The 13,879-nt window shown below is 56.4% G+C and carries 10 protein-coding genes; 5 read left to right on the top strand and 5 right to left on the bottom strand.

All coding sequences use genetic code 11. The features are described from left to right. Nucleotides 1–276: 276 nt before the first annotated feature. Together KRAC_RS61345 and KRAC_RS11915 are read right to left on the bottom strand one after the other, a co-directional pair. Nucleotides 277–1,635: a hypothetical protein gene (locus tag KRAC_RS61345; RefSeq protein WP_007907218.1), complete on the bottom strand. Its 1,359-nt coding sequence runs from the start codon at nucleotides 1,633–1,635 to the stop codon at nucleotides 277–279. A 191-nt stretch (nucleotides 1,636–1,826) separates the two neighbouring features. Further along, nucleotides 1,827–4,958, bottom strand: a complete 3,132-nt coding sequence (locus KRAC_RS11915; protein WP_007907217.1) for a helicase C-terminal domain-containing protein — start codon at nucleotides 4,956–4,958, stop codon at nucleotides 1,827–1,829. Nucleotides 4,959–5,268: 310 nt separating this feature from the next. Between KRAC_RS11915 and KRAC_RS11910 the strand changes: the two genes are divergently transcribed. Together KRAC_RS11910 and KRAC_RS11905 are read left to right on the top strand one after the other, a co-directional pair. Beyond that, nucleotides 5,269–6,030, top strand: a complete 762-nt coding sequence (locus KRAC_RS11910; protein WP_007907216.1) for an NUDIX hydrolase — start codon at nucleotides 5,269–5,271, stop codon at nucleotides 6,028–6,030. A gap of 94 nt (nucleotides 6,031–6,124) precedes the next feature. Further along, nucleotides 6,125–6,853: a cysteine hydrolase family protein gene (locus KRAC_RS11905; protein WP_007907214.1), complete on the top strand. Its 729-nt coding sequence runs from the start codon at nucleotides 6,125–6,127 to the stop codon at nucleotides 6,851–6,853. 49 nt (nucleotides 6,854–6,902) lie between these two features. On the opposite strand, the gene KRAC_RS11900 is transcribed toward KRAC_RS11905, so the two are convergent. Both KRAC_RS11900 and KRAC_RS61340 read right to left on the bottom strand, forming a co-directional pair. Continuing rightward, a complete protein-coding gene (locus KRAC_RS11900) occupies nucleotides 6,903–7,592 on the bottom strand; it encodes a hypothetical protein (protein ID WP_007907212.1) in 690 nt (229 codons plus the stop codon). Then, nucleotides 7,589–8,332: an HAD family hydrolase gene (locus tag KRAC_RS61340; protein WP_007907210.1), complete on the bottom strand. Its 744-nt coding sequence runs from the start codon at nucleotides 8,330–8,332 to the stop codon at nucleotides 7,589–7,591. The genes KRAC_RS11900 and KRAC_RS61340 overlap by 4 nt, the downstream gene beginning before the upstream one ends. 621 nt (nucleotides 8,333–8,953) lie before the next feature. Between KRAC_RS61340 and abc-f the strand changes: the two genes are divergently transcribed. Both abc-f and KRAC_RS11885 read left to right on the top strand, forming a co-directional pair. Then, entirely contained in the window at nucleotides 8,954–10,588 is a 1,635-nt protein-coding gene (gene abc-f / locus KRAC_RS11890) for a ribosomal protection-like ABC-F family protein (RefSeq protein ID WP_007907208.1), read from the top strand. Nucleotides 10,589–10,807: 219 nt separating this feature from the next. Continuing rightward, nucleotides 10,808–11,584, top strand: a complete 777-nt coding sequence (locus tag KRAC_RS11885) for an enoyl-CoA hydratase-related protein (RefSeq protein WP_007907206.1) — start codon at nucleotides 10,808–10,810, stop codon at nucleotides 11,582–11,584. 29 nt (nucleotides 11,585–11,613) lie between these two features. Here KRAC_RS11885 and KRAC_RS11880 read toward each other — a convergent pair whose 3' ends face one another. Continuing rightward, nucleotides 11,614–12,258, bottom strand: a complete 645-nt coding sequence (locus KRAC_RS11880) for a sigma-70 family RNA polymerase sigma factor (RefSeq protein ID WP_007907203.1) — start codon at nucleotides 12,256–12,258, stop codon at nucleotides 11,614–11,616. A 265-nt stretch (nucleotides 12,259–12,523) separates the two neighbouring features. On the opposite strand from KRAC_RS11880, the gene KRAC_RS11875 reads away from it, so the two are divergent. Beyond that, complete coding sequence (locus tag KRAC_RS11875) at nucleotides 12,524–13,297, top strand: 4'-phosphopantetheinyl transferase family protein (protein WP_007907202.1); 774 nt, start codon at nucleotides 12,524–12,526, stop codon at nucleotides 13,295–13,297. Nucleotides 13,298–13,879 lie beyond the last annotated feature (582 nt).

Genomic DNA, 13,879 nt, shown 5'->3' with positions numbered 1-13,879 from the left:
GCTTATCAACCTTTCAACGTGGCACGACGCTGCTGAATACCCTCAAGGGCACAAGGCACGCATCTACCTAGTGGCACGACGCTGCTAACCCCCATTTGGGGGCAAGCGCACGCGTCTATATATAATAGACCACTAGACAGTACTATTCTCTATGAGTATACGCGCTATAGGCTACCCGTGGCACGCTTGTAGCAAGCGAGAGGGAGTTGCCTGCTGGCTTCCCCCTCTCGGGACCGCGTTCGCGGTAGTCGCGCACAGAATAACTCTGGTTGCTGGTTAGTTTGTCGTCTGTTCGTGGGCCTCTGTTGGGACTGGAGCTTCCGCCGAGACGGCTGGCTTCTCCTCCTCGGAGGGAGTGGAAACTGGTGTGGTGCCCTCTGGCTGCTGGTCTGCGCCTGTCTTTTGTTGCCCATTAGCTGGCTGATGGTGACTCGCGTTAAAGTCGCCATGTAGCGAGGGATCGTTATACTGCGGCAGGTTCATCTCCAGGCGAATGGCTTTAATGGCCTGGTACACGACGCCTGGCTTGGCCGAGAGCTTCTCCGCAAGGATTTTATGGACGCCAACGGGGGGAATGGGGAGCAGCGGCAGGTAGGCCTCTTTGATGCGTTCCAGCTCTTCATTGCTCCCTTTATAGGTCTGTACCTCCCACCAGCTCGGCATATGCTGCCGGTCGCGCAGGTCCTTTATAATTTTCTTGACCGTTTTTTTGGGGATACCTACCTCGGTGGCGATCTGGGTGCGGATACCATCATATTCCGAGGGCTTCGCGAGCTCTAGATAGCGCTGCTCAACCTTCTCCACTTGTTCGGTCGAAGGCTCAAAGGGCTGAGGCGGTGGAATCTTTTCGCGTTTGGGCTTAGCAATTGCCGTTGCGGGGCGTCCAGGCTTGCCTCTGGGAGGGCGATTGGGCATGGGGCGGCCTTGTCCTGGTCGCTCGGGTCGGGGACCACGTCCCGCGCCGTTGTCATAGGGAGGACGTAGGCGCTGGCCATAGGGGCCTGGCTGGCTCTGATCGCCGCCCTGGCGATAACCACCGGGGCCACGATTATACCCGCCTTCGCGCGGACCGCCACCTTGATACCCTTCGCGATACCCGCCTGGGCCACGATTGTACCCGCCTTCGCGGTAGCCACCGGGACCACGGCTGTATCCACCCTCGCGCGGACCACCTTCACGATAGCCGCCCGGTCCACGCTGGCCATATCCACGCTCGCCGTGATGTGCCTCGTCTGGCCCGTGCTCTTGCGGATGCGCTCCAGGAGCAGATGGGGGCGATGGTGGTGCGTTAAAGCTATTTGGCTGTTGTGTATGTTGTGTCTCGCGTGGTCCAGAGGGTAGCTGTGGTTTGGGGCGTGCTGGCTGGTCGGGCTCTGCGACCTTAATATCATCCAGGGCATCAAACCAATGACTGGTACCACTTTGCTCAGGCTTAGCTTTCGGTTTGGGTGGTGGTGGTGTCTGACGTGTTGTACCTGGGCCAACAGGTCTGTTAGCTGGTGCGGGCGGTGCATTTTTCGCCGCTAATTTTTCTTTCCTGACCTTCTGCGTGCAATCGGGGCAAGTTACTTCTTTAGCATTTGCCGACTGAAACCACTTGCCGCAGGTGATGCATCGCATCTTAATTTTGCTCATGCGCGAACTCCCCTGTACCATCAGAATAAAACAACGTGTCGCGTGTCGGAATGCACTTTCTATTGTAGTTGTTCGCGGGGGCTTTGTCTACCGTTGGTATTTTAGGGGCGTTTGAGCTTATGGTGATGCATATCTATCAATTGATAAGCTTTATTGCATGTCAGAAGGAGAAGGCGCCAGGGAGGAGCACTCTATCCCACTGGCGCCTTCTCTTTAAAGAAGCTCTGGACGTCGCGCAGGTTGGATGAGCGCTGTGCGGGTGGCAGCGCGTTGAGCACGAGTTTGCCATAGCCCTTGGTATGCAGACGCGTATCCAGGATGGCCATGACGCCCGTGTCGCTACGCGTGCGTAGCAGGCGGCCAATGCCCTGCTTGAGGCGCAGGACGGCCTGTGGCAGGACATAGGTCCCAAACCAGTTCTCGCCCCGGGCTTTCATCTGAGCGACGCGGGCCTCGTGGACCGGGTCGTCGGGTGGATCAAAGGGGAGCTTGTCGATGACGACAAGGGAGAGGGCGTCGCCCGCGATATCCACGCCCTCCCAGAAGCTTTTTAGGCCGAAGAGGACCGAGCCTTTCTCCTCGCGGAAGCGCCGCGTGAGTTCCATGCGCGTCATCTCGCCCTGTTTGAGGCAGGGGAGATTGAGGTTGAGCAGGTGCTCTTCCATGATGTTGTAGGCGAAGTCGAGCATGCGCTTGCTAGAGAAGAGCAGGAAGGCGCGCCCCTGCGAGAGCCTGACCAGGGAATACATCTCGCGCGCGATGGCAAGCTGATAGTCTTCCACTCCGTCACCAAAGGCGGGCGCGGGCAGGTGGCGCGGCAGGTAGAGCAAGGAATTGCTCTCGTAGTCAAAGGCCAGGGGCAGGATGTTCTCCTGGACCTCAGGACGCTCCTCCGGCTCCAGGCCAACGCGGCGACGGAAATAGTGGAAGTTTGCCGCGCGTTCCTCGGGACTGGAGGCCGTCGGATTGACGGTCGCCAGGGTTGCCGAGGTGCAGATAACGTTGCACTTATTGAAGAGGCGCTCCTTGAGCCAACTGGTGACGTCCAGGGGCGAGGCCGAGGCCTGGAGGAGTGCGCCTCCACGTCCCCCCTCTACTCGGTCAACGTAGTAGACAAATTTGTCGGTCTCCGCGACCGAGAAGACGGTGCGCACGTTCTCGGAGAGGTTTTGAACCCGCTTGAGCAGCTTGTCATAGAGCTGCCCCTCTTTCTCTGGCAGGTCCTTGGGGCGCTGTTTGCGCAGAGAGTCCGCCAGGTCTGAGAGGGCAGAGGCCAGGCGCAGGCCCTCTTCCAGCGGTTGCTCTAAGTTCATACGCCCTTTATAGCCGGGATCGGCGACCTGTTCCAGGCGCATCCACATATTCTGCGCGGCGCGGAAGGCATCATCTTGCAGGCTGACCTGGCTATGATCTTTGAGCATACGCTGGGCCAGCAGGGTCTGTACCTGCCCCGGACTGATGGTAATCGTAAAGGAGCGCGTGGCCTCCTCTTCAAGATGGTGGGCCTCGTCCAGGATGATCACATCGCGTTCTGGCAGCAAGAAGCCGCCCATGGCTGCGTCCAGCAGCAGGAGCGTATGATTGACGACGATGACCTGTGCTCGCTCGGCGCGCTCGCGCATCTGGCGCACATAGCAGTCTGAGAAATAAGTACACTTGCTCCAGGCGCACTGGTCGCTATCTGTGGCTATACGCCCCCGTACGTCGCCTGCTAGCTGAAAGTCCAGCGTCTCGAAGTCGCCAGTAAAGGTCGACTCGGGATCATTGACCATGTCGACCAGGCGCTGAAACTCCTTGTTTTTGGTATAAAACTGCATGCCGACGCGCTCGGTCTCCATGCGGTCGATGCAGAGATAATTATTGACGCCTTTGACCAGGGCGGCTTCAAAGGGCTGAATGTGCTTCTGGACAAAGGGAATATCTTTGTAGAAGAGCTGTTCCTGGAGGGCCTTATTGGCTGTGCTGATGATGGCAACCTTGCCAGAGCGTACGACGGGAACCAGGTAGGCCAGAGACTTACCCGTACCGGTGCCAGCCTCGATGATCGCGGGAATGTTCTGTGTGAGGGCGCGCGCCACGGTGCGCGCCATCTCGATCTGGGCCGGGCGCTCTTCATAGCCTGGTAGGCGTCGCGAAAGCACGCCACCCTGGCAGAGATCGGCCGTAATCTGGCGATAGAGCCTGGCGGTCTCCGAACTCTCGCCTTCGTCCTCGTCAGGCTGCCTGGGTTCAGGCGTACTGGCCATGGTCGTAAGCGGCAGTGAGTGGGGAATCGCGGCTGGCCTGGCCACCTCCGCAGTTGCCTCGGCCTCACTCTGCTTGCGCCGCGTGATGCGTAACGTTGCGGGGGCTGGCTTTTGTGCCTCGCTCTGCTTGTTGACTGGTTGGAGCATTGGTGGGTTCGCCAGCAGTGGTGTCCGGGCTGGCTCTTCAGGCGTGGGTTCCGGGGCGACTGGTGTCGGTAGTGGTGTCGTTGGAATGGATCTGGGGGTGGCCAGGGGCGTGGCCTCCTGGATCGGTTGATGCATCAGGGCGCGGATATAGTTATCAGCCAATGATTGAATACGGCCAAAGCGTTCCCGGGGCTTACGCTCAAGCGCGCGCACCAGGACATGCTCGATATAGGGTGTAATCTTAGGATTTAGCGTGCTGGGCATAGGGAAAGCGGTTTCTTCCTGCTGGCGTAGGAGTTCATCACGTTCAGTTGCCTCATAGGGACGGCGTCCGCAGAGCCATTCGTAGAGCATAACCGCCAGGGCGTACTGGTCGCTGGCATCGTCGGGCGTACCTCGCAAGTGTTCGGGGGCCATATAGAGGAGCGCCCCTGGTTCAGGTGTAAAGGGAGCATCGGGCGTAGGAAGCTGAAGCGCGAAATCGGTCAGGAGAATCTCGCTATTCTCGCTCATCAGCAGGGTCTCGGGATACAGATTGCCGTGAATGACATGATGGGTATGGGCGTAGTTCAGAGCTGAGGCGCTCCGCGAGATCGCCAGGCGTACTTCATCGGGAGCGTATTGTTTCCCTGGTACAAACTGCTCGCGAATGTTCTGCCCCGCCTGGTAGTTCATGACCAGGTAGGGGTGCTCGCCATCCAGGCTTGCGTCCACGGTTCTGATAATATTGCGGTTGATCAGCTTTTTTAGCTGTTTGGCGCGTGCGAGAAAGGCTTCTTGTGCCTGTGTGTCGCTGAGAGGAGCATGGAACTTCTTGATGAGGAGCGTCTTTTTGCGCTGCTGACTCAGGTAGGTGGTGCTGGTTGGCCCGGTATGAAGTGTGGTGGTGATGGGATAAGAGCCGATTTGTTGCAGCTCGACTTCGGACATGATCTCCTCGCTTCCCCCGAAATATGAACATCTGTTTGGTGCGCATGTGCAGTATAGCACAGCGAGGAGTGAGGAACAATGCCGCTACCTATTGGGGTCCTTATCCTCTCGTGTAGGTCAAAAGCTATGCCTACTTGACAGGTGCTCATATTTACAGTACTATTAGTGTATATTCTACACTAATAGGCCATATGCTGACTTTCTGCCTGCTCGAAGGGAGCGCTCATTGGTGTAGAGGGTGTAACAGGAGATTGAGTGTCGAGTTTGTATAACAGTATTATACACCAGAAGACCGTAAGAAGTGAGACAGATGGAAGAGCAAAGTACAGCAAGTAATGGGCTGCAAGAAAGCGGGCATGATGAGCCTCAGGGGCGGGAGGTAGTGGCGACGAGCGAGACCGAGGCGCATAAATATGATGCCAGCAAGTATGAGCGTCCATCGGTCACCGTGGACGTTGTCATGATGAGCCTGCGGCAGAAGGACCTGCAAGTACTGCTTGTCAAGCGGCGATCATGGCCGTACGAGGGCATGTGGGCCATTCCTGGTGGCTTCGTCAATATCGACGAATCGTTGGAGGATGCGGCCAAGCGTGAGTTACAAGAAGAGACGCAGGTGGAGAATGTCTACCTGGAGCAGCTCTATACCTTTGGCGAGCCTGGGCGCGATCCACGTACGCGGGTCATCACCGTCGTATACTTTGCCCTACTGGATTCGGAGCGTCTCCAGGTCAAGGCCGCGAGTGATGCAGTAGATGTCGACTGGTTTCCGGTGTATGACCTACCGCCGCTGGCCTTCGACCATCAGCAGATTCTGGAGTACACGCTTAACCGCCTGCGTGGTAAGCTCGAATACACCACGATTGCCTTTAACCTCTTGTCAGAGCAGTTTACGCTGCGTGAACTGCAACGTGTCTACGAGATCATTCTGCATAAGAAGCTGGACAAGCGGAACTTTCGTAAGAAAATCCTCTCGACTGGTATCCTGGAGGACACGGGCGCGAAAAAGATGGAGGGTACGCACCGGCCTGCCCGCCTGTACCGCTTCAATCCGGCAGCCGAGCACGAACTATAAGTTCTCTTGCTGGTGTCGTGCTTGTGAGCAACTGCAGGCTGCCCACAAGCACGACACCAGCAAGAGAAAAGGTGACTAGGAGGCATAGACGAGCATGGCTCAATCAACTCTTCCCGAGAACTTTATTGAACAGGCAACTCCCTTCCTGCAGGAACTTGTCAACTGGGAGCGCGAGCTGCCCTCGCTTGCCTGGGGTGATTTTGTGACCGAGGCGCAAAAAGGTCGTGTGACCCTCTTTAGCGTGGATATGATCAATGGTTTCTGCCACGAGGGGGCACTGGCCAGTCCACGCGTGAAAAATATTATTCCAGCGGTCTCCGCTGCCATCAAGGGGGCCTTTGGCATTGGCGTGCGCAACTTTGTGCTGGCCCAGGATTGTCACCTGGAGGATGCCCCAGAGTTCGCGAACTTTCCCCCACACTGCCAGGTAGGCACTACCGAGGCCGAGACCATTCCTGAGCTGCTGGAGCTTCCCGCCGCCGATCTCTACACAGTCATCCACAAAAACTCGATCAATGCCTTCCACAACACCGAATTGGGGGCCTGGCTAAGCGAGCATCCCGATCTGAGCGTGGCCGTGATTGTTGGCGATTGTACCGATCTTTGTATTCACCAGATGGCCCTGCACCTGAAGCTACACGCCAATGCCCAGAATCGCCCCCTACGTGTGATTGTTCCCGAGAATGCTGTGCAGACCTATGATATGTCCGTAGAGACCGCGCAACAGGTTGGCGCTCTCCCGCATAATGGCGATTTTATGCACCTGCTCTTCCTCTATCATATGCGGCTCAACGGCGTTGAGGTCGTGCGCGAGATCAAATAGCCTTTCCTCGGTATGCTGGAAGCCAGGCGTGGAGAGCAATTTTATGGCGCTACTCTCGCGTGGCTTCCAGACGTGCTGTACAATACGCCACCTGCGATGGGGTCCAGCCAATATAGTCGATGCGCGTCCCCAGAGGGGTATCAAGTAGCGTGCCCTCGACCGTGATGGGTGTATCGCTGGCGCGATCCCAGAGCACTGGTAAGCCCGCGCTTATCTTCTTCGTCACTGGCAGGGGATAGAGGCGGTGAACATAGGCATCCAAGGGGTGGCTGGGAACATGCAGGACCTCGCGTCGCCAGATAAGCTGGCGCTTCTCCATTATTTCCTGGCTCTCGTCGTCCTGTTCTCCCATACTTTTTCCCTGTATGGCGTAGACAAACTGGTGCGCCTCCTGGGGACTGAGCGTGACTCGCTCGACATAGTGGTTACCCATGTTCAGGACCGCAAGCGCCTGCGAGCCATGATGGAGCAGGCGGCGGAGCCATGGCGCGGGATTGACCAGGTGCGCGCCCCATTCCTGGGTGACAATCGTGGCGCCGCGCCACTGGTGCCGGCTGTGAAAGACCTGGAAGAAGGCCTGTTTGTCTTTAAAGTCACACTGGCACTCTTCCCAGGATGGATATCCGCGTCGTTGTACCTCGCGCCTCACATAGCCTACCAGCGAGGTCGCCATAGCGGTGGCTCCCAGCGCAAGACCGGTGAGAAGCAGGTTGCTGCGTTTAGTAGCGAAATTGATCATGAGTGGGGAACCTCCAAGTGATCGAGCAGTTCAAAGAGAGAAGTGACTACGAGACAATCAACCTGGTGCGAATGGAGCTTCTGGTGGCGGTCCAGCAGGACCGGCGTGATGCCAACCGAGCGAGCACCAAGGATATCCTGGACATAGGTGTCGCCGATATGCAACGAGAACTCTGGAATGGAGTTGGCGCGTGCCAGGGCCTCTTCATAGAGCATAGGTGAGGGCTTGGCGTGCCTGGTGGTCGCGGAGATGAGGACGCAATCAAAATACTGCGAGAGCCGCAATGTGTGGAGAATGGTGTTAAGGGCTGATCCCCAGTCCGAGATGATGCCCAGGGTATATTTATGGGCTTGCAGTGCCTCCAGTACAGGCAAAACATCGTTATAGAGTTGCCAGTTGCTGGGCTTGTCAAACTCGCGTGTGATGGTATGCGCGAGCTGATAGAGCCGCTTCTCGTCATGCTCTTCGACGAAGGGGCGCAACAAATTCATATAGTACCCGGTCCAGAAATCGAGAATATCTTGCTCACTGGCCCAGGTATGGCGATTGAGGCGTTGGTGATGATGGAAGTAACCCTCAGTCTCTTGCATACGCCCTTTTACATCATCGATATGAATATGTAGATCGAGACTACGCCCAACCGCGTGACAGATTTCGGGCGTCGAGAGGGTGGGCTGAAGGAGTGTGAAGCCCGCGTCGAAGAATACGGTACGAATAGCTTGTGGCTGCTCAATAAGCATGATAAGACCTTTACTTTCCTGGCGGCAATCATCGTGGTTATGTGCAGTCTAGCACGCGCTAAAAGGCCGTGTCAATAAGTGCCAGTATGCTTCACAGGGCCTTCTATTCCTCCTCTGGTGCCAGCTCCGGCTCGCAAGCTCGCCTCGGTGTAAGGTGTGTCTGGTGGGGTGCTGGCCCCGCCAGCACCCCACCAGACACACCTTACACCTGAGCGCCGCAGGCGCGAAGGAATAATAGCTTGACCATGCACTGGCGTGTATGTTACGATATATGTATGAGTTATCCAATGTCGGACCTGGTGGACTACACCCAGGTCTCATCTCCTCCAGGTAAATATCAATCGCATGATATTGCCGCATAAGCCTGGCGCTTCTGCTTATGCGGCGGAATCGTAGCGCGGATAAAAGGGTATGCCCGTTGCCATTGTGCGCGGCTAAGCATAGCCTTAGTATTCCCTTGTGTGCTGCTTTTCCTCCCCTTTGTTTTTCTCTTCATAAGCTCACTGTGTGCGCTCCCTTCTCTGCATAGGTAGTTTTCTGCCTGCCAGGTTACCCTCTGTTTTTACCCATCACGGCATTTTTTCTGCCCTGTTTTTTCTGTTCAGAAGGAGACACCTACCTATGTTGCTAGTCAATTTTTCCCGGGTGCGCAAAGACTACGGTGGCAATCCCGTCTTTCGCGATATCGATCTTGAAATTGTAGAGAGAGAGCGTATCGGCCTTGTCGGTGAGAATGGCAGTGGCAAGTCAACCCTCTTTAAGCTGCTCTGTGGCCGTGAAGATCCAACGTCCGGCACAATCTCTCGTAAGCGCAATTTGACCATCGGTTATCTCCAGCAGGAGATCGACGAGGCTCAGCTAGAGCAGAGCGTCTTTGACGTAGTCGCGACCAGCAGCCCTGAGTTACAGACTTTATCCACGAAGATGAAACGCCTGGAGGCGCAGATGTCCAGCGTGGAGATCATGGATGATCCTGAGCGGATGGAGCGTATTCTCTCCGACTATAGCGTCACGCAGGAGCGCTACGATGCGTTGGGCGGCTATACCATTGAGCATCGCGTCGAAGGAGTCCTCTGTGGCCTGGGCTTTCCTCTCTCCGAGCATAAACTGCCGGTGAAATCCTTCAGTGGGGGCGAGAAGAAGCTTATCAACCTGGCGCGTATCCTCTTGCAGATGCCAGATCTGCTCTTGCTCGACGAGCCAGATAATCATCTCGATCTGCACGCCAAGGCCTGGCTGGAGCAGTATATTCGCGACTATCCTGGTACTGTACTGATCATCTCACATGATCGTCATCTGCTTGATCGCTCGGTGAACAAGATCTATGAGCTAGAGGATGGCGAGATCTCGGTCTTTGCAGGTAACTACAGTGCCTATGTCGCCGAGCGCGAGCGGCAGCTCCAGCGCTTGCAAGAGCAGTATACCGTGGAGCAGAAGGAGATTCGCCGTCTCAAGCACAGCATGCACCGACTCAAAGAGTGGGCGAAGATGAATCCCAAGTTCGCTGGCCGGGCCGAGTATATGGCCAAACGCGTCGAGAAGCTGAAGCAAGAGGCGGTTGATAAACCTATCTTTGAGCGCGACCGGATCAAGGTCGATCTCAATGGTGAGCGGAGTGGCAAGCGCGTGCTGGAGGTCAAGCAGCTTAGCAAGGAGATCGGCGGGCGCCTGCTCGTCAAGCCTTTTGACTTTACTGTTCTCTATGGCGAGCGCATCGGCATCGTGGGCCACAATGGCGCGGGCAAGACAACGCTGCTCAAGACGATGATGGACCTGCTACCTGCGACAACGGGAACGGTGAAAATCGGCGCCAGCGTCGTCACCGGCTACTACTCGCAGGAGCAGGAGACACTACCCTTTGAGAGCACGCCCCTGGACTTTGTGCGCCGCCTGAAAAAGCTCACCGAGGGCCAGGCCATCGCCTTCTTGAGCCGCTTCCTTCTCTCTGTGGAGGAGGTGCGAACACCTATTGGTAACCTGAGCGGGGGGCAGAAGAGCCGCTTGCAGATCGCGCGCCTGATGTTACAGGAAGCCAACTTTCTGCTTCTTGATGAGCCGACCAATAACCTGGATATTGCCTCAACCGAGGTCCTGGAGGAGGCGCTGCTCGACTTTGAAGGCACGGTTCTGATGGTCTCGCACGACCGCTACTTCCTTGATAACATCGCCACTAAGATTCTGGAGATCGGACTGGATGGGCAGGTGCGGGCCTATCCCGGCAACTACTCATACTATGCCGAAAAACGTGCTGGCTAGTCATATAGCTGAGATAAAGTACAACACCACCTGTTTCCCATATGGCATAATATGGGAAACAGGTGGTGTCCCTTTCTTTCACACAAAGAAATACCTTGGAATTTGATGTGTGGTGTGATGCGGCAGGATGCCAGAGGCATCCTGCCGCATCACACCACACATCAAACTTCTGCGAAGCACCGTAGGTGCTGAGGAGTACTCTCAAGAGGAGGCGCTAAAATGAGCTATGAACTCATTGAGGTCGCGTACGAAGAACAGTTCGCGACCATTACCCTCAACAATCCAAAGCGGCGCAATGCCCTCTCCCTCAAATGTATGCAGGAACTGACCACGGCTCTGCGGGAAGTGGGGGAAAGTCCGGCGCGTGGCATCATTCTGGCCGCGAACGGCCCCGCCTTTAGCGCGGGCCATGACTTCGCCGATATGGCTAATGGCGACCTGGAGTTTATGCGCAAACTGTTGCGGACCTGTACGACGATGATGAATACGCTTCAGGAGATTCCTCAGCCTGTGCTGGCGCGTGTGCATGCTATCGCGACCGCGGCTGGCTGCCAACTGGTAGCTACTTGTGATCTGGCGGTGGCCTCGACGGAGGCCGCGTTCGCCACGCCGGGTGGTAAGGGTGGCTGGTTCTGCACGACACCTATGGTCGCGCTCAGTCGCAACATCGGGCGCAAGAGGGCCATGGAGATGCTGCTGACCGGCGATCCCATCGATGCGCAGACCGCCGCTGATTGGGGCCTGGTCAATCGTGTAGTGCAGCCTGAACAGTTAGAAGAGGAGTCGCTGCGCTTGCTGGGAGCGGCGACGCGTGGAAGTTTCTTCTCAAAAGCGCTGGGGAAACAGGCATACTACGCCCAGATGGAGATGCCGCAACCGCTGGCCTACTCGTATGCCATGGAGGTGATGGCGGCCGCCTCGCAAATTCCTGACGCGCAGGAGGGCATGCGCGCCTTCCTGGAGAAGCGCAAACCCCAGTTCGATGAGCGGTCGTAGCCTCAAGCGTGGTCGCGTCGCATGAGCGATCACGCGACCACGAAGTAGCGACGCAGGCGTCTACGCGTGAAGGAGAGCGAGGCGCGCAGCCTGTTCTCATCGACCTTGTCGCCGGGCCAGTTGTAGCTGACGATATCTTTTCCAGCCAGCTTAAAGCTGAGTGCGAGCGACGCCGGGTCGTCGTGACGCTCTTTGAGCGAGCAGATCATTGCCTGTTGCTGGCGGTGCGGCAGCTGAATGACCAGGGTGATAAGTTTGCGCGTGCATTCTGCGATGGCCTCTTTCTGCTCAAAGATCGTGACCGGGTCCAGTATACTCTCGCTCTGGCTCAGGGGTGTGTACTCCTGGCTGACTTCATTCTGCTCATCAACGGGCAGGGGGATGACCTCCTTATGTTGCTGGCGGATGCGGTTGATGGCCTCGTTGTGGGCGATGCGCCTGATATATGCCTTGAGATTATCCACCCTGGTCTTCTGGAGCGTTTGCCATAGCTTGACACGTGTCATCTGTGCGATCTCGTCGATCTCCATATCCAGGACCTCGGCTCGCGTGGCTGAGCGAATTACCGCCTGGCGTGCCAGGGTCAGGATGTAGCTATTGTAGTCTTCCAGGATGCGTTCAATCGTGTCTAGACCTATGCCCACGGACGTCTCGGGATTGCTTAAGGTACACATGCTCTTCTCCTTATATCGGTGCTCCTCTATGATCAGAACTGCGCGATGTGCTTATGTGGATCTTTGATGGACAGGAATGCCAGGTGAGCCGTGATTCTCTGACCCTCAGGAGCGTGCCCAATGTGCGTTTTGTTTTCCCATGTAAATGATAGAATGGAGCGAACGCATTGAACACCGTGCATACGGGGCATACAGGGGACAAATAGAGGACATCTCCCACTTTCTTTGAAGACGTGTATTTTTTTATGAGAAGATAGTACAAAATATGAATACTCTTACCTGGAGACGACCGGCCTCTCTGCCACCTATCACCCAGAATGAGGTACATATCTGGCGCGTGCATCTGCCTCTGGCGCCTGCGCGCTATGCGGATCTCTGGCAGGTGCTCAACGAAGAGGAGCGCGAACGCGCCCGGCGCTTCCACTTTGAACGTGATCGACAATGCTCTGTCACGGCTCGGGGTATCTTGCGCTTGCTTCTTGCCTGGTATGGCGTAGGTGAGGATGGGGCGGAACTGAAACCAGCGAGCCTGAACTTCCGCTATAATGCCTATGGCAAGCCAGAGGTATCAGGCGCGCGACTGGCCTTTAACGTTACTCACTCAGGCGCCATGATCCTCCTGGCGTTTAGTCCACTTCAGCTCCTGGGGGTTGACGTGGAGTACATGCGCGCGCAGAGTGACCTGGAGAGTCTGGCCCGGCACTTTTTCGCTCCTGAAGAGTGTGCCACGCTGCTGGCTCTACCTGCCGAGCAGCGCGTTCAGGCTTTTTATAACTGCTGGACGCGCAAGGAGGCGTATATCAAGGCGCGTGGCCTGGGCCTCTCGCTGCCCCTGGACTCCTTCACCGTCTCGCTCAAGCCTGGCGAGCCAGCGGCTCTTCTCGCATGCACAGATGATAAGCGTACGCCAGCCGACTGGAGCCTCTTCGCGCTCGATCCAGGCCAGGAGTATGCTGGTGCCCTGGCCGTTTGTCCTGGCTCCAGCCCCTGCGTTGTACGCTGCTGGGACTGGCACGACGCCCTCTTTACAGGTTTATAGGATGTGGCATTGCCCCGCCACATCCTATAAACCCTGCGAGCCACGTAGTGGTAAGAAGTCATAATTTGTAGAGAATCAGCAAAGCGAATGACGGACGATAGGAAGTCGTCCGTCATTCGCTTTGCTGATTGGTAAGAGTATGAGGGTGGGTGGTCTATGCTGATCTGATTAATCATCATAGTGCGACATAATGGGTATCCTTTCTGCTGGCGTTCGTGTTGTAAGGGGCGTGTAGGCTTGCCAGGCCCGCCACTTGCTGGCGAGACCACGCGCCCCTGAGATCTTATTCCGAAACCCAACGTCACTCGCGTGTCTAGCGCTTCGCGCTCAGGGTGTTCGGATATGAAGATACTGAAAACGGACAAGGATATGAGCAGTTGTCAGTACTTGAGTGGTTCATTACACGGACGCGCTACGAAACCGGGGGGACGATGCATCATTTGCACTCTAGTTATACCGGAGAACTGATGCGCGCTGTGCTGTTTTCTTCCGTTCTCTTACTCGACGCTCTCTATAGGTGGGACTCGAAATGCGCCTCTTGTTGCGATGTAGTACGCATGTTTTCCCGTGATGGCGTCGCAA

Origin of the sequence: Ktedonobacter racemifer DSM 44963 (assembly GCF_000178855.1) — a bacterium.
In the GTDB taxonomy this organism is placed as follows: Bacteria; Chloroflexota; Ktedonobacteria; order Ktedonobacterales; family Ktedonobacteraceae; genus Ktedonobacter; species Ktedonobacter racemifer.
Note: the sequence above shows the minus strand (reverse complement) of the source record. Positions and strands in the feature narration are given on the sequence as shown.